We start from the raw sequence: 19151 nt of genomic DNA, 5'->3' as shown, positions 1-19151 counted from the left end.
TTTTATATCATTGTGATATCACTTTGATATACGAATGGTAGGTTTTGTTCTAATAATTTAGTAGACAAAAATAACAGCACCTATTCCAGTCTGTGTACTGAATAGATGCTGTTTTACTTTTGAGTGATATAGATAAGAAAAATACTTTTAAAACCTTAAGGTATGATTAAAACAATATTCTATGAACGAATCAAAATTGGTTCTTTCTGATTTTTTCATTTTTATACAAAGATCTGTGATGCTTTGTTCATCTGCTAGGAGATTGCTCTCTGGACCAAATACTTTTACATACTGATGTTTATCCCGATTATTCTTTGCAACAAAGGGAAATTTAATATCGTTTAGAACATCTTCTAAATTTTCTCTAAAATAAATAGGCGTAATGAATTCCTTCAACTCATGTCTTCCAAGACCAGATACATTTCCATTTAAATAATTATTTCTGATAGATACATCCCTACAGTCATCTACATCCATAATGGTAAATATTCTACAATCAATCAGATTCTTTTTATGACTGTTGATATTATCATATCTCCTCGTTAATGTTTTTACATTACGGAATACTCCATTATTAAATATTTCAGGTAACCCATCAATTTGAATACTGGTTCTCCCTTTTTCTCTAGCAAAGATTTCTATATTTAATCTTAATTTTGATTTTATGGTACTAACCAACTTATATTCTGATAATCCATGACAGATAACAATAGCACAGGTCCCTCGCCCCATAAACTTTATACCTCTAGATCATTTAAAATATCGTAAAAATCAACCTCTGACGAATATGGTATTCCTGCAAAATAACCTTCCAAATATTTCTTTTGGATATTGTTGTGTGCAGCAATATTTCTTTTATTATTTTTTGATAACGTTTCTACCTTTTTATTACCGTTAATATCGATTTGAATAACGTACAACGCTGAAACATCTAGTTCCTTCATTACTTCTGTATCATGCGTTGTGAAAATCAGTTGTCCTTCAATGTCATCTTTTAAATTATCGACTAAAGTATCAACTAACAAATCATGTATTCCTTGATCAATCTCATCAATTACGACTGTTTTCCCGTTTACAGCATTTAAAAACAACGGAAATAATTTCAATAGCTCCTTAGTTCCATGTGACTCTAATCTAAATGGAAGGTTCAGAACTCTACCACCCATTCGTTTTCGTTCAAACAATTCATAATGAATACCTTCCTCAGTTCTTTCAGTTTGATAATAAACCTCCATCAAATCGCTGTACAAGGGGACAAGATACTTATTCAAAGCATTAGAAGTGGTGGTTATCAATTCATCAGATTGATTTTTATTCAAGGTTCCTTTGATCATATCTGGTAGCAAACCATTAAATGTGTTAACTCCTGTTGAATCGTCCCCTCTAAAAGCCACTGTATTAAAAGTACGTATTAAATTTAAAAAATTTGCTGAAACATTACTTTCTACGTATTCTTTATTACTTTTTTCAATCAAATTGTTAAAAATTGCTAGAAAACTATGTTTCCCCCACAACCTATTCACCATATCTTGAGCCAAATCTCTAAATTTTGTATTAGCAAATAAAGATGGACTAAATTCAATTTGATTGGGCCCATTCTTTGTACCTTTGATTTTGAATACTGTCCCACTAGCTTTTTTTATCAAATAATAAAGTTCTTCTGAATAAAGATATGGCTTACCATCAACTTTTTTAAAAATCAATTCATAATACCCATCACTATCATTCACCTGAAAATTGATTTTCACCCTCATATCATCAGTTGTATCAAGCATATAACTATCTTCAAAAACTTCTAATAAACTAGTTTTATCTACCAAATTGTTTTTTGGGATATTACTTTGAAAGTCGAGCAGTCGATCCTGATTATTTAATGTCTGAAATGACAAAATCAAATTCTTAAAGACAGAAATAATATTTGATTTTCCTGAACCATTTTCCCCATAAATTGCAACAACAGATTTAGGTTCACCACCCTTTTGCAAATTCAAATCTAATTTCCCAAAAGACTTATAATTTTCTAGTATCATTCCTCTAATCATATCAAAATGCCTCTTTTTCATTCAAATTGTATGCATTTATACTATCTTGAGGTAATAATATCATTATTATTGCTTTTTTTCATTAATTTAAACTAGCAAAAAAGACCTTCAATTCAGCCATGATTTGAAGGTCTTCTTTGAATAAATTAATGTAAGTTTTTGGCAACGTGAGCATAGTGTTTATAAAGTCCGGAATATCTTTCTTTATAGTCGGCCTTCCAAGGTTTGTCTCTTCCACAGAAATGGAGAATGGCAGTGTGTTCAATCACCCAATCGATGTCCCACTGACCATTGCTTTTGGCATAATACAGTGGATTCATTCTGGCGTCATAATTGTAGATTTCGTCAGGGATTTTCTTGATGTGTTGGCCGTATAGTCCGTTTAGAATGTCTTGGTCTGGTAAAAATAGTGCTAGATTCTTGATTCTGATATAGCCATAGATGTCTTCGGCTTTGACGTGTTCTCTTTCGGCTGGTAGGTTCATCAAGATAACTCCGGAATTGAAGTAGCCGTTTGTGTCATAATTTCCTAAGCGAATTTTGTTTAATGAGTCGGTTACGTCCAGTGCCACATGGCTGGCAGCAGCGTACCAATAGCCATCAAAGTCCATGTTATAGAGGCGTTTTAGGTCGTTAATCACTAGAACGTCGGTGTCTAAATATAGAACTCGTTTGAGGTTTTTTGGTAAATATTCGTAGGCTAATAATCGATAGTAGATGGTCTTTGGGTAGCGGTCGGTCACTGGTGCCTTATCAAAATGGGTATTGGAAACTATGATTGGGTGATAGGTCATTTTGAGTTTTTTGCAAAATTGAATTATCCGTTGGGTGTGGGTCAACTTCTTATCTTGGATCACATAGACGGAAAAACTTTTGGCTGTGGTGTTGCATTTGATGGAATACAGGGTGGTCAAGAGTTGGTCGACTACGCGGTCATCGATAGCAAATAGTAGGTTCATTGGATTTCCTCCTTTGAATTGTTTACTACTTCTATTATAACTTTTCCGTTGGATTCGGCGACTATTGTCTCACTTCATGGGGAATTTAGTTCTATCTTAATTGGCGTTGAACTTATAAGCTTATCCACTTTTGGATAAGCTTGGACATGTTTCATGTCTCTTTTTCTCTTAGAAACGTTGAGGTGACGGGCTTAATTAAGCTTATCCATCCTTGGATAAGCTTGGGTATGTTTTGTAACTTTTCTTCCCTAAAATCGTTGATATGATAGGCTTATTCAAGCTTATCCATCCTTGGATAAGCTTGGATATGTTTTATAACTTTTTCTTCCCTAAAATCGTTGATATGACGAGCTTATTCAAGCTTATCACAGCTTCTCACTTTTTCTGATATTTTTAACCTTTTTGCACCTTATAAGCGTTGTTATATAGGACTATCCCAGCTTCTCACAACTTCTCATTTTTTTGATATACTTAATTTTATTCTTTTCTTTCTTCACACTAAATCTATTAGTCTGAGTTGGTCGGAGGTTTAGTGTACAATGTACTTACTATATTAATTCAATTAGAGGGATAACTTATGATACGACCTATTAATCATGATCAGAACTTTTTACAACAAAAGGCGCAATTGGCTACTAAGGACGACTTAGCGATTGCTCAGGATCTTCGGGATACTTTGCAGGCAAATGTGGAGAACTGTGTTGGTATGGCGGCTAATATGATTGGGGAAAATAAACGGATGATCGTCTTTTCACTGGGGATGATGGCGGTGGTGATGATTAATCCTACTATTATAAGTAAGAGTGGTTCTTACTCGACTTCTGAAGGTTGTTTGTCTTTAGAAGGTCAACGGGAGGCTACTAGGTTTAAGAAGATTACTGTTAAATATTTTGATACTGATTTTAATGAACATACGCAAGAATTCAGCGATTTCGTGGCGGAGATCATTCAACATGAGATCGACCACTGTGATGGAATCTTGATATAAAAAAATGGAAAGCCGGCGGCTTTCCATTTTTTGGTTTTGTTGTATCAATTGTTTTGTGTGATGGGAATGAAACGGTTTGCTACTTTAACCTTTCGTCCCTTGTTTGTTACTAATTTATTAATTAAAAATTATTATCTTTGTTCTGAATTTCTTTCAGCAGTTGCTTCTTTGTCGAATTCTTCTTCGTAAGTTGCTGAAGCGGACATTTTAGCTAGATGTTCATATGTTGAGGTAACATTTTCTTTAGCTAGAACGTTCTTTAATCTTTCATTACCTTTATGCATGTCTAAGATTGTCCAAATTAACAATGCTAGAACGGCAGCAATCAATAGGTAGGCAATGATGGTTGCTTGAAGTGATTGACCAGATGTGATGTGGTCGCCATAGAAGGCTTTGATTTGGTCTGGTAAACCGATCAAGTTTAGAACTGTCAAAGCGATTACTGATAACCAACCGAAAAATTTGATCCAGTTAGCATTCTTGAACTTGTCACCCATTTCTGTGGCACTGTCAGTCATTAATAGTAATGGCAACATTGAGAATGGTAAGGCGAAGGCCAAGAAGACTTGTGAGTTATTCATTAATGTATTCAAAGCTTCGTGCTCGTCAATGGCACTCTTACCACTTGTTAACATAACACAGATTAAAACTGGGATAACCGAGATCAAACGTGTAACCAAACGACGTAACCAGAGAGGCATTCTCATGTGAACGAAACCTTCCATAATAACTTGTCCAGTTAAGGTACCAGTGATAGTTGAATTTTGACCTGATGCAAGCAATGCAACAGCGAATAATGTTGATAAAATACCTGACTTGGCAACGGCAATCAAAACTCCGTTACTCAAAGTTGATGTATCTGAAAGTGCTTGGTACAAACCGAAGAATGATGGATCTTCAACGGCACCACTCTTGAAGACGGCGACACCCATGATAAGTAGTAAGGCGTTAACGAAGAATGCAGCTGTCAATTGGATATTTGAATCCCAAGCTGAGAAACGTACGTTTTGAGCAACTGATTTTTCATCAGCGTGATCAACTTTTCTTGTTTGTGAAATAGCTGAATGTAGGTACAAATTGTGAGGCATAACTGTGGCACCAATGATACCTAGAGCACCATTTAGAGGTGTTTGTCCACCAATTGTAGGGCTTGTGGCAAAGGTTTTTCCAGTTGGAATCAAGCCAGCGAACACGCCACCCCAGTCTGGATTTGATAGTGCAACTTGATAAACGAATACGAATAAAATGACAAGAATTAAACATACAACGATAGCTTCAATTTTTCTGAAACCAATCTTTGTTAATAGTAGTAATACCAAAACATCACCAACGGTAATGAATACGGCGATTACTAATGGAATATGGAACAATAGGTACAAGGCGATGGCACCACCGATAACTTCGGCAATATCAGTCGCCATAATTGCAAATTCGGTCAGAATCCACAAGACGATTCCAAGTGATCTACTAGTTCTAGCACGAATTGCTTGCGCTAGATCCATCTTACTCACGATGCCTAGTTTAGCAGCCATATATTGCAACAACATGGCAATTAAACTAGACAAAAGAATAACTGACATCAATAGATATTGAAAGTTTTGTCCACCTGTAATAGATGTTGACCAGTTACCTGGATCCATGTAACCAACAGCAACTAAAGCTCCTGGTCCTGAATAGGCGAACAATGTTTTGAAGAAACCTTTTCCTTTTGGTACATCAACAGTTCCGTTGATCTCTTGTAGAGAAGGACCGTTGGCGTACTCGATTAATTTATGCTTTTCAGCCATATTAATCTCCCCTTATTTTTCGGATTTTATTAGCGAATGATCATTACTGAGATAGGTGAATGCTTCGCCATATATGCGGCTTGGGAACCGAAATACTTCTTGATACCTTTTTTAGATAACGAACCAATTACAAGAAGATCAGCTTCTGATGCTGGAATAACATCCTTGACGATTGTTTCACCGGGATCCCCTTCGGCAACCATAAGTTCAACCTTTTTAACTCCGGCTTCCAATGCAATCTTGCGATATTCTTGCATGTGTTCTTCTAATTCTCGACGCTCACCGTGAACATAATCACGAGTCAGTGCTTGGTAGACGTTCATGTCGCCACTTTCCAAAATAGAAGTGATGATTAATGTAGAGTCATCTTTTATACAACGACGCATCGCATAGCGAAAAGCTAATTGTGCATCATCAGAATCATCAACACCAACCAAAACACGTTCAAATGTGTTGTTTTGTTTTGACATTGGTTTTTCCTCCAATTCTTATTAAGACAAGTCGTACTCGTCTTTCCAAAAACCATTCTACAACTTTTTAAATCTATGTAAACTATTTTTTAAGCCGCCCTAATAAAAAAATACAGAATAGTAATTTTTCTAAAATTTTATAGAAAGCGATTACTTGCCCGTTCTTAGGCTTTTTAGGACTATGTTATGTGATATATCAAAAATAAATTAACCCTCCCTTAACTATTTTCAAAAAATAAATATGTTATATTAAAGCTGTCAACAGCAACGTTATAACCGCACACAATAATATCTATAAGACGTTTTGTATATACGATGGCATTTGTAATACTTTATAATCATTTTAATTAGGTGTGGCTAACTAAATTGACAAAAGGAGGTCAATCATGCATAAAGAAACACATCAAGAAGTGTTAGACGAGGTCAACAGTGAGCAATTTTTGACTAATAACTGGCTAACTTCCGAAGTTTTAGTGGGTATGTACTCACGCATTTTTACTAATTCCCTACTACTGGATGACTTGATTTTTAAAAACAAATAAAGTGGTGACTCTATGAATGATCTGAATTTTTTGAGATTGATTTTTGAATTAGGCGGCAGCTTTCAAAACGTAAACAATATTGATCTAGCAACCAAAGCTGGTGTGAGTAAGGCTTCCGTTTCCGATCGAACTCAGCATTTAGCAAAATTAGGTTTGGTCAAGTACAAGAAATATTACGGTTCAAAACTGACTAAAAAGGGCTTGAACGAAGTCACTCCTCTTGTTCAGCAGCATCGTTTACTGGAAACTTGGCTCTACGAAAAGCTGGATATTCCGTTGAGTGACGTCTATGATAAGGCATCTACTTTGTCCGAGGAACCTGACCTTTTGTTGATCGACCGTCTGAACACTTATTTGGGTTATCCCCAGACTTGTCCACACGGCAACGTGATTCCCATCAACACGCCAGCTCCGGAGTTTTCCAAGTACGACCTGCTGGCCAATCAATCTAGTTTCGACACTACTTTTAAGGTCATCAATTTTTTTGAGGACGACTATTTATTCAAGATTTTGAGCAACATCGACATCAAATTAGGCGACAAATTGCGGATTCAAAGCATCAATGACTACGATCATTCAATGGTAGTTTTGAATCGTCGCAACAATTTGAAGCAGATTTTGCCGAAGAACATCACGAAGATGATTCGGATTGAAACTGTTTTGAGCAAGGAAAAAAGCGTTTGAGTAGGCATGATTCTGATAGAAATCACGCGTTGTCAAACGCCTTTTTTGTGTTTTTTTTGAGTAGTATAAGTATGCCGTCCTCCATAGCAAAGCCGATTTTGGCTGGAACGATGTGGGCCGACTTGGAGCCAATTTCAAAACCGGAAATTGTCTTCAAGCTCGACCTTATTCTAAGTGCTAAAGCACTAAGAATAATTTCACATCTGAGCCAAATCGGCTTTGCTATTCCGGACTGAATAACGGATCTATGGTTGATTTGTTTTCCATTCTTTTAAGGATAGATGCTCTATTTCTTATTTGATCTGATATTTTGATACGTTATTGTGTCTCCCATTCTAGTCAAAATGGATATGGTTCTAACTACGAAAATAGGATATTACTAAGGTTGCAACATATTGATGCGGTCTTAGTAATATCCTATTTATTTTTATTTATCTAAAAAATATCCAGGCAATAAAACAATTAACTTCTTATTATGAATAGAACAAATATTCCCTTCAAAATCTAACGGAATAGCTCATTAGATCTATTATCTAGTCGGTAGCGACAGCTCTGGGAAATGCTCAGCCCTGAAATTTCTCTTGGCGCTTTCAGCGCCTAGTGGAAGGCCAATCTTGAAGACAATTCCCGCTTTTGGAATTGGCTCCAAGTTGTGCCCAGAGCGTTCCAGCATTTCCCAGAGCTGTCACGGACGACGGAAAACTAGCACTACCCAAAATATAGAAATACACTATTCCCTACTTTATTGCCTGTTTAATCCATCTTGGTGAATAACCGTACTTTCGTGATAGTTCCATTACTTGGTCTGGTTTGACGTTCATTGCTTTTAGTTTCTTCTGCAACTTTTTGGCATCATATAAGCGCATTGGCAGCTGCAGTTGTGTACCGCCATAGCTTTGGCGAATCTTTAGCATGTTGTCTACTCCTATAATCTCGGCCAAATCTTGATATGAATCACTTAGTAATTCTGATTCTATTTCTTTCATATTAGCCGCCCCCCTTTATAAAAGATTTTATAATATGGGTGCGTCACTATTTGTCGTTCTGGGTGTTTTTTGAAATCTTTTTTATTTTATCGTTATAAGTAATTACTTAATTACCATTTTCAAAAGTTCTGTTATCAACGATTTTCAATCGTATAACGCTACAGGCTGTCTTTTTTGAAAATAATTTTTTTAATTTTCGTCTATTGGACCGACGATTGTGGAGACAACTGCCTCGATTGAAGACACTAAAGGGCTATCTTTGTGGATGCCTGACTTAGCGAAGCGGTCTTCCCACCACTGGCTTCTGATATGTTGCACTTGGTCAACTATTTCATTACCTTTATCGGTTAGGTTGAGTATTTTTGTTTTGCCGGCACCATCTTGTTTTGTTAGGTAATTCAGCTTTTCCATTTTGTTGATTTCCCTAGTGGCTAGGGCTTTATCGATGACTAATGAGCGTGCCACTTGATTTTGGGTGATGTTTTCATAGTCGCTTACAGCCAGTAAAATACAAGCTGCGGTCGGATTAAGGCTGATTTCCTTGAACTCCTTGCGGGTGTCCTTATAGTATTGTCGATGTAAAATTGAGATATCTTGGGCTAAGTAGCCGATGTTTTTCATATTCTTTCATCCTTTGAAAATAGTTGCGTGTTGACAAATCAACATGAATGTTTTAAATTCTTCTTATAAATGATTATAAAACAAATCTACATAAAAAAAGAGGTTATTTAAATGTCAAAGCAAACTGGTGCTGATGCATTGATCCAAACTATGATTAATCAAGGTATTAAGTACGTCTTCGGAGTACCTGGTGCTAAAGTTGACCGATTATTTGAATCTCTTGAGCACAATAACGATCCTAAAACGCCTAAATTAATTATCACTCGTCACGAACAAAACGCCGCTTTCATCGCTGCCGGAATCGGTCGAATCACTGGTAAACCTGGAGTTGTCGCTACTACTTCTGGTCCTGGTGTTTCAAACATCGTTACACCACTTATCACGGCTACAGCTGAAGGTGACCCAGTCGTTGCTATCAGTGGTCAAGTTCCACGAAATGATATAGCTAGATTAACGCACCAAGCCATCGCAAGTAAAGAGTTATTGAGCGCTGCTGCTAAGGATAGTGTGGAAGTTCAAGATCCTAACAATTTGTCGGAATCTTTTGCAAACGCTTACCAAAATTCAATTACCGTTAAAGCTGGAGCTGCCTTCTTATCAATTCCTCAAGATGTCTTGAATGACGAAGTTACTCGTCCAGTCATCGACCCACTTCACAAAGTCCATCAAGGTGGCATGAATCAAGAAGTTATCGACGAAATCGTTGACAAGATCAAGGCTGCTAAGTTGCCAGTTATCTTGGCTGGTATGCGTTCTTCTACTAATGAAGTCACAGAAGCTATTCACAATTTCTTGCACAAGTTCTCAATCCCAGTTGTCGAAACCTTCCAGGGTGCTGGAGTCATCTCGCGTGATTTGGAAAAAAATTATTACGGACGTGTCGGCCTTTTCCGCAACCAGATTGGTGACACTATCCTCAAAGAAAGTGATTTGATCATCGCTGTCGGCTACGACCCTATCGAATATGAAGCTCGTAACTGGAACATCGACCGTCACGGGGAAATTATTAATATCGATGCGGTCAAGCCAGAAATCACCAATGATTATCAACCTGACTTGATTGTTAACGCTGATATTGCCAAGACTCTTAACTCAGTTAGTGCTAACTTACCTGAAGACATCGACCTAGGCGAAACAATGCATCAACACTTAGCTGACGAACAAGTGAAGTTTACTAAGACTGATGCCATCCCTGAAAACCATTCTGACAAGGACGGTATTCACCCACTAGCTATCATCCACGCACTTCAAAATCAAGTTAACGACGATACAACTGTTACAGTTGATGTTGGTAGTCTCTACATCTGGATGGCACGTCACTTCAGAAGTTACAAACCAAGACATCTACTATTCAGTAACGGTATGCAGACACTAGGTGTCGCACTTCCTTGGGCTATCGCTGCTGCTTTGGAACGTCCTGACCAACCTATCGTATCAGTTGCTGGTGACGGTGGCTTCCTATTCTCAGGCCAAGACCTTGAAACAGCGGTTCGTCTCCACTTGAACATCGTACAATTGATCTGGGACGACGGTTATTACGACATGGTGCGTTTCCAAGAAATTGCTAAATATGGCCACGAATCTGGTGTCAAGCTCGGTCACGTTGACTTCGTTAAATACGCTGAAAGTTTCGGTGCTACTGGTATGCGTGTTGAGAGAACTGAAGACCTTGAACCAATGCTAGCCAAAGCTTTTGACACAAAGGGACCAGTTATTTTGCACATCCCAGTTGATTATTCTGATAATATTAAACTAGCATCCAAGTTAGTTGACGATGTATTGAACTAAAATAGAAAGAAGAATTTCATGTCAAAAACAAGCATTCTCTATCAACACGGAACACTAGCTTTACTAGTTCCTGGGCTGTTAGATGGCACGATCACGATGAAAGAAATGTTACAACACGGCGATACTGGTATCGGAACTGGCGAAGGATTAGATGGTGAACTAGTGATTCTAAATGGCACACCTTATCAAATCGACAGTCACGGATCCGTCAACATCGTACCTGACGATTTCACGATGCCATTTGCCAACATTCACTTCGCTAATTATCAAAAGCTGTTTGACGTCAAAGATATTTCCCAAGCCGATTTAGAGAAAAAAGTTGTTTCTGCCACCAGCACTAACACCTTCTTCTCAATCGAGTTTTCCGGAACTTTCACTAACATCAAGACCCGCGCCGTGAAGAAATCTCAGAAACCATATGACACTCTGGCCAAAACAGCCGAATGTCAAAGTATTTTTCAACGCGAAACAGTCGCTGGTACCATGTTGAGCTATTACTCACCACAGCTTTTCGATGGAGCTGCGGTTGCCGGTTTCCACAACCACTTCTTAGCAGACGACCACACCTTTGGCGGCCACCTGTTAGAATTTGGCAGTGCCAGCGGTACAGTATCTATTCAACAATTCGACACCTTAGAACAACATTTACCAGTGAATAACCAAGAGTTTTCCAACTTTGACTTTTCCGGACATGACATTCTAGGCGATATTCATAAAGCTGAATCATAATATATAGAAGTAAAAAGACGAGTTCGTAAGCGACTCGTCTTTTTTGGTCTAATGAATTAGATAGAAATTGTTGCCATCCGACTTTTCAAGGATTGAACATCATTCCATAATAATTCTGCCGTATTTACAGTTCCTATAAAGATAACTTTTGCATACGAATTCTCGTAATAAATCGAGTTGTCTGACATACTTTTTGCAAGTTCCGCTAACTTTTCTCGAAGAGCAATATTGTTGTTGATTTCTTCCATCCCATCTATAACTAACACCGTATTTTGCTTGAAAAGTTCCTCTTCTAAAATGGTAAATCCATTTATCAAATCAAGATTCTGCACATGAATTTTATTAAATAGATCGACAGTAAAGTCTTCTACTGTAGAAAACCTAGTCACAGAAGCTTTAATAAAACTAGTCCCATATTTTTCACTTAGTTTGCTTAAATTCTCAAGGGCTGTATTCATCTTCTCTTCTCTGTCAGCACCATATAGTAGAATCTGTCTACCTTGTTGAGAAAACTCTCTAAAAATATTTTTATTCATTCTCATATTAATGGAAAATACATTATTTCACCTCTTTATAATCTGTTTCTAAAAACTTCTGAAGTTTCTCAAAATCTGTCGGACGATATTTTGAAAAGTACACTAATGACTTAATTTCCTTGGGAATCGTTTCAAAAGCCGATAAATTTTGGGAATTGATATTACTTCGTTTCTTTAATTCTCTCAAAACATACCATTGAAATTCCTTAACATCTAATTTAGACAACATTTCAAAACAAGCATCATAATATTTTGATTGATTAACTTGCGGCAATTGTCCAAAAACTTCATTGGTAATATTTTCAAATTCATATTTACGCAAAATGTTAAACAATACTCTACTATTTAAAACTCCATTGTATTCTAGAGCTTTCTTTTCAACGTGCAAACTACCCCGTTTTGTCAACAAAATAATTCCCGTCGGCTTATCTTCTAATAGTTTTGACACATCCTTAAAATGACTCTCATCAGTCACCACATTGACATAAGAAAAAGCTTGATAATATGCCTCTAATTGTTGTGGCAGTCTAGTAAGATTGTCTAATTCTGTTTTAATTTCATAGACCCGTCCAACTCCATTTATCAACAGCAGGTCCAAAATATTCTCAGAAATGGGAATCTCTCTCAAGGCAGTTGTCGTATTCACACTATGAATTCCCAATAAAATTTTCTTAATGAGTGTATTTTTATAAAAAAATTCATTACGATGATTTTTAAACATATATTTATATAACGCCACAAATGCATCTAGATTATTATCAACTTTTTGTTCAGAAATCAATGAATCGACTACATCCTGATACAATCCAAACCCTTGATCATTGATAAGTTTCTTCAAATAATTAACCGTAAATACCTTATTCAAAATAACATCTGTCGTCATAATTATCCCCACTCACAATCTTAAAAAAAGTATAACATGTACGTTTAACTCCAAATATTTTAAATTACGTAAAATCAAGTTTCACAATAAAATTTCCATGTAAGTTCCAATAATCTTTTCTACCTTCAACTTTTTGGCATAATCAAATAATTGCCCGAGATTTTTATCTGGTCTATCAATATACGAATTCATAGCTTGCTTAATTGTCTCCATATCGGACTTATCCCTTCCTCGAACGATATCACATAGCGTTCTCTCAATATTGTAGGTTTTTATCAAATGATTACCTGGGCTTTGTATTTCTTCGATTCCCATCGTATATAAAGAATCAATTTGACGATGCATTCTAATCGGATACTTTTTTAAATCTGAATTACTATACTGACTAGGAAAATTCATATCATATTTATCTGGTGTTCGATCAATCATTCCATGTAGAAACAACGATGTATCTTTAAAATAAATCCCTTTACTGTACTTATATTGCAAAACAAACATATCATCTTCAAAAATATTGGGGTCAATATAAACACCCCGCTCAACACGCTCTAACTGTCCAGACTTGACTAATCTGCTTAGTACAGTCGGATAGATATTCAAATTTTCGGCATCTTTTCGGGTTATTTGACCGTTATTTTCTCTTAAAAACGATTTTATTTTTTCCGCGGTCATCGTAATTCCACCTTTAACGGTTCGTTTATACACAATTATATAATAGAGTTGTGTATTTTCGAACCAAAACAAATCATTATCAAAATCACCTACTATTAAAATTACGAAAAAAGCACATCCCATTTTCAGGAATGTGCTAAAACTTATTTTGCAAAACGAATTGAGACCCAGACACTGGCCAAAATCAAACCGGTTCCTAAAGCAAATCCCCACGTGAGGTTCTCGCCTAGGATCAACCAGCCTAACAGTGTACCGACAATTGGTTGTAACAAGTAAATCAAGCCGGAGATGCTGGGACTGACCATGGTCAAACCTTTATTCCACATCACGAAAGCGGCGGCCGTGGAGACTGCTCCGACATAGAATAGACAGGCAATGATCTTCGGATTTAAGAAATTGACATTGGATAACGCGGCAATGTCACCCATCACAAATGGAGTTAGGCATATCATGGCAACAACCGTCGAAATTATCGTAATTTGTAATGCGGTGTAATTGGGCAATAATTTGATCAAAACGGACATGAACGACCAAGTTAGAGCAGTGATGATTAAGAAGAAGACTCCTAAGATGATATGTTTTCCACTCAGATGAACACCGACAATCATGACAACGCCTAAAGTGGCCATAATCAGTGAAATTATTTTAACTCGATCTAGCTTCTCTTTTAGAATCAACCAGGCAAAAATCACCATGAAAGCTGGGGTTGATGACGTGACGACGGCTCCAGTTTGAGCGCTGGAAAACCAAGTGCCAGTTTCTTGAGCTACTAGTGAGATAGCGTAACCGGTCAATCCGCAAAGGAAGAACCATTTCAAATCCTTTTTTTGAATGTGCCATTTTTCTCTTTTGATCAATGAGAAACCAACTAAAAAAATTAACGCGACTAAGTATCTTAGCCAGACCAATTGGATCGGATGAATAACCCCGACAACCATTTTTACCGCAACAAAAGTACCGCCCCAGATACTGGCAGCGACACTCAATAAAATAGAACCTACTACTTTATTAGACATAATCCTTGACCTTGTGGTTTCTCAGGAACAATAAATTTATAAAATTCTATCGAAATCTTATTTTTGTAAAAATTATAGCATTATCACTTGAAAAAGGAATAGAAATTTTCGTTTACATTTTGGAAATTTTTCCAACAAAAAAAGTGAATCCAAAATGGATTCACTAATAGTTTATTATTTTTAAATGTTACTCCCGGCGCTGGCTAAACTCGTGTCACTCGACGATGAACTGTCGTATTTAACTGAGATCCAGACGCTGAGTAAAATCATTGCTGAGCCAACGATGAAACCGGCTGAGATTTGTTCTCCCAGTAACAACCAACCTAAGAATGACCCAACGATTGGTTGAATCAAGTAGAATAATCCAGATGAACCGGCACTGACGATTTGTAACCCACGATTCCACATTACATAAGCGACGGCTGTTGATACAGCGCCAATATATAGAAGACTCCAGATTACTTTTGGCTCAGTGAAATTGATGCTTGTAAGTGATGACATATCACTCAAAATAAATGGTGTCAGAGCAACTACCGCTACTACTGTTGACATAATAGTAATTTGTAAAGAACTGTACGTCTTTACTTTCTTGACCAAGACCGACATCAAGGCCCAAGCGATTGAGTCAAGAACTAGGAGCAAAATTCCTAAAACAACATTCGTTCCTGACATCTTCAAGCCGACGATCATAACTACTCCAAGAATAGCGATGATGACGGAGAAAATCTTAACTTTGTCCATTTTTTCTTTCAGAATCAGCCAACCGAAGATGATCATAAATGCGGGAATCGTTGAGGTGATTACTGAACCAGTTTGGGCATTGGACAACCCGGTACCCATTTCCTGGGCAACTAATGAAATGGTATTTCCGATGATTCCAATCCAAAAAACTAATTTCAAATCAGACCAATTGATGTGCCATTTCTCGTGCTTGATGATTGAATAACCAATCAAGAACACTAACGCAACTAAGTATTCCAACCAAACGAGTTGAATTGGATGTACCTCGTCGACAATGATTTTTACAACTACAAACATTGCTCCCCAAATAATTGAAGCAATGGTTAAAAAGACGGATCCGAGAATCCTTTTAGACTTCATGAGTAATATTTCCCTTTCGCGTTGATTTCAATTGAATTCATTGCTACGCCACAAACAAATGTGGCCGAAATATTACTGCTGTCAACTAACGATAAATATTCACCTTCCTTATGTAATACAAGGTTCTTGCTATTGCTTGGTTAGTGTAAGATGCCGTCTTCCACACAAGCCCCGTGATGAGCTGGAACGCTGCCGGCACTATTTTGAGCTTTTGCAAAGTACGCAAAATCTCAAAACTAGGCCTTCTTGTAGGTGCTAAAGCACCAACAAGAATTTGGCGGCTGAGTCATCACGGGGCTTGTGCTCCAGACTAGATAACTATTTTAATTTTTTATTCTGTCTAATTCAAAAATTATACTAATAGAAATATCATTTAGTAGAACTCTTCTATATCTTCTACAACCGAACTAAGTAGAGCAAGTACCTAATACGGACTTAGTATAACAATGACAGACAATAAAACAACCGTTCTAGAGTAGTAAACGTTTCCAATGTATAATTAACTTTGTAAGGATCTATTAATGAGAGGGATAATATGACAACAATTTATGATTTAGCTAAGAAAACGGGAATCTCCAAATCAACCATATCACGCGTCGTCAGTGGCAATGGGTATGTGAGTGAAGAAAAAAGAAAAATCATTTTAGACGCGATGCACGAAATGAACTACATCCCTAATCAAGTAGCGAAAAACTTGAGGAGCAAGCGCACAAATACTATCGGCTTTCTGATCAACGATTACATGCCATTAGTTGGCGAGCTGATTAATTCCTTTACCCAAATCGCTTCAAAATATGGTTACAGCGTCAATCTATATTTCACCAAGAATTCTAAAAAGGAGCTGCACACACTTGATCTGCTCACTAGCAAACGTCTGGATGCCGTTTTTATAGCGTTACGACTCAACTCCTGGGACACCATCAGCTCCTATGCCAAATTCGGTCCCATCGCTACTTGGCAAAGGGTTGAGCATCCCCACATCTATTCCAATTACATCGACCACTACCCTATTTATTATAAAATTTTAGAACGTCTTAATAACGAAGGTTACGATCACGTGGGCCACATCCTGTCACCGATCCGTAACGGTAACACGCAGGCTCGAATTAAGGCTATTGAAGACTTTTCTCAAAAATATCCTGATAGTATTCAAACTTTCGATTTTTACGACGGACAAAATGGCGTTGGTCATGATGCGGCCGAGAAATGGTTGAAAAATTCCAATCCACCTAAGGCGATGCTGATTTTCACTGACTATGTAGCGGCCGACTTCATAGCAACCTTGCGCAGACATCACGTCCGTGTTCCCGAAGATTGTCTGGTGATCGGCAGTGACAACAGTGAAATAGCCTCTTTGATGAATTTTCCCACGATTGATTTGTGTTTCCGTAATCAAATGCACAACGGATTTATTTATTTGTACAACCAATTAAATGACACCCATCTGCCTTACGAACACGAAGAACCTCACTTCATTGAAAGTTACTAAAAAATATTAAAAAAGTCCTTGACCTGGGACCAATCCCACATCGTACTATATAGTCGTACCAAGAAATGAGTTGAACCGATAAGCCTGACATTTGATAATTTGTAGGATGGTTATCATTTGGGGTAATCGTTGATCAACTAAAAAAATCAAGGTAGAGTGCTAGATTGCGCCTTATACCCCTTCCTTCAAAAGGTTAATTAATTTGCAGTCTAGTCACTGAATAAATTTGCGGTAAACAGCCACTACTGCGAATAAAAAAAGAAGATCTCGTTTGAGGTCTTCTTTTTGTTTTATCCATTTACCGTCTCTCTTACAATTAATCTAAATTTTCTCCATTTGAAGCGATAACTTTTTGATACCAGTCAAAAGAATCTTTCTTGTATCTATTCAAACTACCATTACCTAAATCATCTTCATCAACATAAATAAATCCATAGCGTTTTGACATTTGTGAAGTTGAGGCACTAACTAAGTCAATTGGAGCCCAACTAGTGTAACCTATCAAATCAACTCCTGCATCAACGGCTTTAATCATCTCACGGAAATGTTCTCTAAAATAGTCGATTCGATAATCATCATGAATTTTTTTATCCTCAGTCAAAGTGTCTTTAGCACCCATCCCATTTTCTACAACAAATAGCGGTTTGTGGTATCGATCATACAATTGTAATAGGGAAATTCTCAAGCCTACTGGATCGACCGTCCAACCCCAATCAGTAGTTTTTAGATGTGGATTCTTACCACCAACGACTGTGTTTCCAGCCGTTAATTCAAGGTTTCCTTCATTATAGGAAGAAACTGTCGACATGTAATAACTAAAAGAAACAAAGTCAACGGTATTTTCTTTTAAGATTCGGAGGTCTTCAGCACTCATTTTAATCTTTAAACCATTTTTCTTGAAGAAATCCAAAATTAATGGTGGATATTCACCAAAAACTTGAACATCTCCTGCAAAGTAATTCATGGTATTTTTATTAAATGAAGCCAGAACGTCCCTTGGATCAGAGGAATTCGGATAGTCAGTCAATTTCGTCAACATACAACCGACTTGGCTACCAGGAATAATTTCGTGGCAGTCCTTAGTTACTAAAGCTGAAGCCACAAATTGGTGATGGAAAGCTTGATATTCATCTTTCAATAAATTTTCTGATTTATCAGGGATAATGCCAGCTGACGTAAATGGATGACGTGTGACACTGTCAATCTCATTAAATGTTAGCCAATATTTAACATCATCTTTAAACTCGTGGAAACATGAATCACAGAATCTTTTGAACATCTCAATCACGCGACGGTCGACCCAGCCGTTATACTTAATTGCCAAATTTAAAGGCATTTCATAGTGGGACAACGTTACAAGCGGTTCAATATTATACTTGTGCATCTCCCGAAAAACTCTTTTATAAAAATCCAGTCCTTTTTGGTTCGGTTCTGCTTCTTCACCGGTTGGAAAAATTCGACTCCAAGCAATAGAAATCCGCAAGGTCTTGAAACCTAACTCACCAAATAGTTCTATATCTTCAGGATAACGGTGATAAAAATCAATTCCATGGCGTTTTGGATAATATTTTGTATCATCAGTCTGAAGTGCTTCTTGAATACTTTTAGAAGTAACCCCAACCTGTTTCTTATAATCCTTCACGTCAACATTTGGTTTGTAAGTGGCCACGTCCGCTACTGAAGGTCCTTTACCATCAATATTCCAAGCACCTTCAACTTGATTAGCAGTGATTGCGCCACCCCATAAAAATCCTTCTTTCAGTCCCATTTTTGTACTCCTTCTCTCAATGTAAGAGCTTACTTACTTTTTAATTGTACAATAAATGTCCAAACGAAAAAAACTGACTAGCAAATCTTG

The 19151-nt window shown here is 37.1% G+C and carries 19 protein-coding genes; 6 read left to right on the top strand and 13 right to left on the bottom strand.

Features of this window, described 5'->3' with window-relative positions:
• Nucleotides 1–147: 147 nt before the first annotated feature.
• From EGT49_RS08045 to EGT49_RS08035, 3 genes are all read right to left on the bottom strand, one after another.
• Nucleotides 148–732, bottom strand: coding sequence for a hypothetical protein (locus EGT49_RS08045; RefSeq protein WP_135373257.1), 585 nt, complete (start codon nt 730–732; stop codon nt 148–150).
• Nucleotides 733–737: 5 nt separating this feature from the next.
• Nucleotides 738–2042, bottom strand: a complete 1305-nt coding sequence (locus tag EGT49_RS08040; RefSeq protein ID WP_167849802.1) for an AAA family ATPase — start codon at nt 2040–2042, stop codon at nt 738–740.
• Between the two features lie 146 nt (nt 2043–2188).
• Nucleotides 2189–3001, bottom strand: coding sequence for a glycosyltransferase family 8 protein (locus EGT49_RS08035; RefSeq protein ID WP_135373252.1), 813 nt, complete (start codon nt 2999–3001; stop codon nt 2189–2191).
• 577 nt (nt 3002–3578) lie between these two features.
• On the opposite strand from EGT49_RS08035, the gene EGT49_RS08030 reads away from it, so the two are divergent.
• The gene (locus tag EGT49_RS08030; protein WP_135373250.1) at nt 3579–3989 is read left to right on the top strand and encodes a peptide deformylase; all 411 of its coding nucleotides are present in this window, start codon (nt 3579–3581) and stop codon (nt 3987–3989) included.
• Nucleotides 3990–4120: 131 nt separating this feature from the next.
• On the opposite strand, the gene EGT49_RS08025 is transcribed toward EGT49_RS08030, so the two are convergent.
• A complete protein-coding gene (locus tag EGT49_RS08025) occupies nt 4121–5776 on the bottom strand; it encodes an Nramp family divalent metal transporter (protein WP_135373248.1) in 1656 nt (551 codons plus the stop codon).
• Nucleotides 5777–5805: 29 nt separating this feature from the next.
• Nucleotides 5806–6246: a universal stress protein gene (locus EGT49_RS08020; RefSeq protein ID WP_135373246.1), complete on the bottom strand. Its 441-nt coding sequence runs from the start codon at nt 6244–6246 to the stop codon at nt 5806–5808.
• Between the two features lie 386 nt (nt 6247–6632).
• On the opposite strand from EGT49_RS08020, the gene EGT49_RS12490 reads away from it, so the two are divergent.
• Nucleotides 6633–6788, top strand: coding sequence for a hypothetical protein (locus EGT49_RS12490; protein WP_167849801.1), 156 nt, complete (start codon nt 6633–6635; stop codon nt 6786–6788).
• Nucleotides 6789–6800: 12 nt separating this feature from the next.
• Nucleotides 6801–7472, top strand: a complete 672-nt coding sequence (locus EGT49_RS08015; RefSeq protein ID WP_135373244.1) for a metal-dependent transcriptional regulator — start codon at nt 6801–6803, stop codon at nt 7470–7472.
• A gap of 737 nt (nt 7473–8209) precedes the next feature.
• Here the strand turns inward: EGT49_RS08015 and EGT49_RS08010 are convergent.
• Complete coding sequence (locus EGT49_RS08010) at nt 8210–8458, bottom strand: Mor transcription activator family protein (protein WP_135373242.1); 249 nt, start codon at nt 8456–8458, stop codon at nt 8210–8212.
• A 189-nt stretch (nt 8459–8647) separates the two neighbouring features.
• On the bottom strand, nt 8648–9079 hold the full coding sequence (locus tag EGT49_RS08005; RefSeq protein WP_135373240.1) for a MarR family winged helix-turn-helix transcriptional regulator: 432 nt from the start codon (nt 9077–9079) through the stop codon (nt 8648–8650).
• A gap of 111 nt (nt 9080–9190) precedes the next feature.
• Between EGT49_RS08005 and alsS the strand changes: the two genes are divergently transcribed.
• Complete coding sequence (alsS, locus tag EGT49_RS08000) at nt 9191–10867, top strand: acetolactate synthase AlsS (RefSeq protein WP_135373238.1); 1677 nt, start codon at nt 9191–9193, stop codon at nt 10865–10867.
• Between the two features lie 18 nt (nt 10868–10885).
• A complete protein-coding gene (budA, locus tag EGT49_RS07995) occupies nt 10886–11596 on the top strand; it encodes an acetolactate decarboxylase (protein WP_135373236.1) in 711 nt (236 codons plus the stop codon).
• A 56-nt stretch (nt 11597–11652) separates the two neighbouring features.
• Here budA and EGT49_RS07990 read toward each other — a convergent pair whose 3' ends face one another.
• The 5 genes from EGT49_RS07990 to EGT49_RS07970 form a co-directional block, all read right to left on the bottom strand.
• On the bottom strand, nt 11653–12132 hold the full coding sequence (locus EGT49_RS07990; RefSeq protein ID WP_135373234.1) for a hypothetical protein: 480 nt from the start codon (nt 12130–12132) through the stop codon (nt 11653–11655).
• Between the two features lie 22 nt (nt 12133–12154).
• On the bottom strand, nt 12155–13015 hold the full coding sequence (locus EGT49_RS07985; RefSeq protein ID WP_135373232.1) for a sce7726 family protein: 861 nt from the start codon (nt 13013–13015) through the stop codon (nt 12155–12157).
• 81 nt (nt 13016–13096) lie between these two features.
• Nucleotides 13097–13687 carry a type IV toxin-antitoxin system AbiEi family antitoxin domain-containing protein gene (locus EGT49_RS07980; protein WP_135373230.1) on the bottom strand — a complete coding sequence of 197 codons (591 nt, stop codon included), beginning with the start codon at nt 13685–13687 and terminating at the stop codon, nt 13097–13099.
• Nucleotides 13688–13830: 143 nt separating this feature from the next.
• Nucleotides 13831–14703: a DMT family transporter gene (locus EGT49_RS07975; RefSeq protein WP_135373228.1), complete on the bottom strand. Its 873-nt coding sequence runs from the start codon at nt 14701–14703 to the stop codon at nt 13831–13833.
• 180 nt (nt 14704–14883) lie between these two features.
• On the bottom strand, nt 14884–15804 hold the full coding sequence (locus EGT49_RS07970; protein ID WP_135373226.1) for a DMT family transporter: 921 nt from the start codon (nt 15802–15804) through the stop codon (nt 14884–14886).
• 535 nt (nt 15805–16339) lie between these two features.
• Between EGT49_RS07970 and EGT49_RS07965 the strand changes: the two genes are divergently transcribed.
• Nucleotides 16340–17293, top strand: coding sequence for a LacI family DNA-binding transcriptional regulator (locus EGT49_RS07965; protein WP_135373224.1), 954 nt, complete (start codon nt 16340–16342; stop codon nt 17291–17293).
• Between the two features lie 316 nt (nt 17294–17609).
• On the opposite strand, the gene EGT49_RS07960 is transcribed toward EGT49_RS07965, so the two are convergent.
• Entirely contained in the window at nt 17610–19061 is a 1452-nt protein-coding gene (locus EGT49_RS07960) for a glycoside hydrolase family 1 protein (protein ID WP_135373222.1), read from the bottom strand.
• Nucleotides 19062–19151: the final 90 nt, after the last annotated feature.

It is taken from the genome of Companilactobacillus suantsaicola (genome assembly GCF_004745525.1).
GTDB lineage: Bacteria > Bacillota > Bacilli > Lactobacillales > Lactobacillaceae > Companilactobacillus > Companilactobacillus suantsaicola.
Note: the sequence above shows the minus strand (reverse complement) of the source record. Positions and strands in the feature narration are given on the sequence as shown.

Bases quoted from the DNA above. Each gene is read 5' to 3' on its own strand.
- EGT49_RS08045 (WP_135373257.1), bottom strand. From the start codon at position 732: ATGGGGCGAGGGACCTGTGCTATTGTTATCTGTCATGGATTATCAGAA.
- EGT49_RS08040 (WP_167849802.1), bottom strand. From the start codon at position 2,042: ATGATTAGAGGAATGATACTAGAAAATTATAAGTCTTTTGGGAAATTA.
- EGT49_RS08035 (WP_135373252.1), bottom strand. From the start codon at position 3,001: ATGAACCTACTATTTGCTATCGATGACCGCGTAGTCGACCAACTCTTG.
- EGT49_RS08030 (WP_135373250.1), top strand. From the start codon at position 3,579: ATGATACGACCTATTAATCATGATCAGAACTTTTTACAACAAAAGGCG.
- EGT49_RS08025 (WP_135373248.1), bottom strand. From the start codon at position 5,776: ATGGCTGAAAAGCATAAATTAATCGAGTACGCCAACGGTCCTTCTCTA.
- EGT49_RS08020 (WP_135373246.1), bottom strand. From the start codon at position 6,246: ATGTCAAAACAAAACAACACATTTGAACGTGTTTTGGTTGGTGTTGAT.
- EGT49_RS12490 (WP_167849801.1), top strand. From the start codon at position 6,633: ATGCATAAAGAAACACATCAAGAAGTGTTAGACGAGGTCAACAGTGAG.
- EGT49_RS08015 (WP_135373244.1), top strand. From the start codon at position 6,801: ATGAATGATCTGAATTTTTTGAGATTGATTTTTGAATTAGGCGGCAGC.
- EGT49_RS08010 (WP_135373242.1), bottom strand. From the start codon at position 8,458: ATGAAAGAAATAGAATCAGAATTACTAAGTGATTCATATCAAGATTTG.
- EGT49_RS08005 (WP_135373240.1), bottom strand. From the start codon at position 9,079: ATGAAAAACATCGGCTACTTAGCCCAAGATATCTCAATTTTACATCGA.
- alsS (WP_135373238.1), top strand. From the start codon at position 9,191: ATGTCAAAGCAAACTGGTGCTGATGCATTGATCCAAACTATGATTAAT.
- budA (WP_135373236.1), top strand. From the start codon at position 10,886: ATGTCAAAAACAAGCATTCTCTATCAACACGGAACACTAGCTTTACTA.
- EGT49_RS07990 (WP_135373234.1), bottom strand. From the start codon at position 12,132: ATGAATAAAAATATTTTTAGAGAGTTTTCTCAACAAGGTAGACAGATT.
- EGT49_RS07985 (WP_135373232.1), bottom strand. From the start codon at position 13,015: ATGACGACAGATGTTATTTTGAATAAGGTATTTACGGTTAATTATTTG.
- EGT49_RS07980 (WP_135373230.1), bottom strand. From the start codon at position 13,687: ATGACCGCGGAAAAAATAAAATCGTTTTTAAGAGAAAATAACGGTCAA.
- EGT49_RS07975 (WP_135373228.1), bottom strand. From the start codon at position 14,703: ATGTCTAATAAAGTAGTAGGTTCTATTTTATTGAGTGTCGCTGCCAGT.
- EGT49_RS07970 (WP_135373226.1), bottom strand. From the start codon at position 15,804: ATGAAGTCTAAAAGGATTCTCGGATCCGTCTTTTTAACCATTGCTTCA.
- EGT49_RS07965 (WP_135373224.1), top strand. From the start codon at position 16,340: ATGACAACAATTTATGATTTAGCTAAGAAAACGGGAATCTCCAAATCA.
- EGT49_RS07960 (WP_135373222.1), bottom strand. From the start codon at position 19,061: ATGGGACTGAAAGAAGGATTTTTATGGGGTGGCGCAATCACTGCTAAT.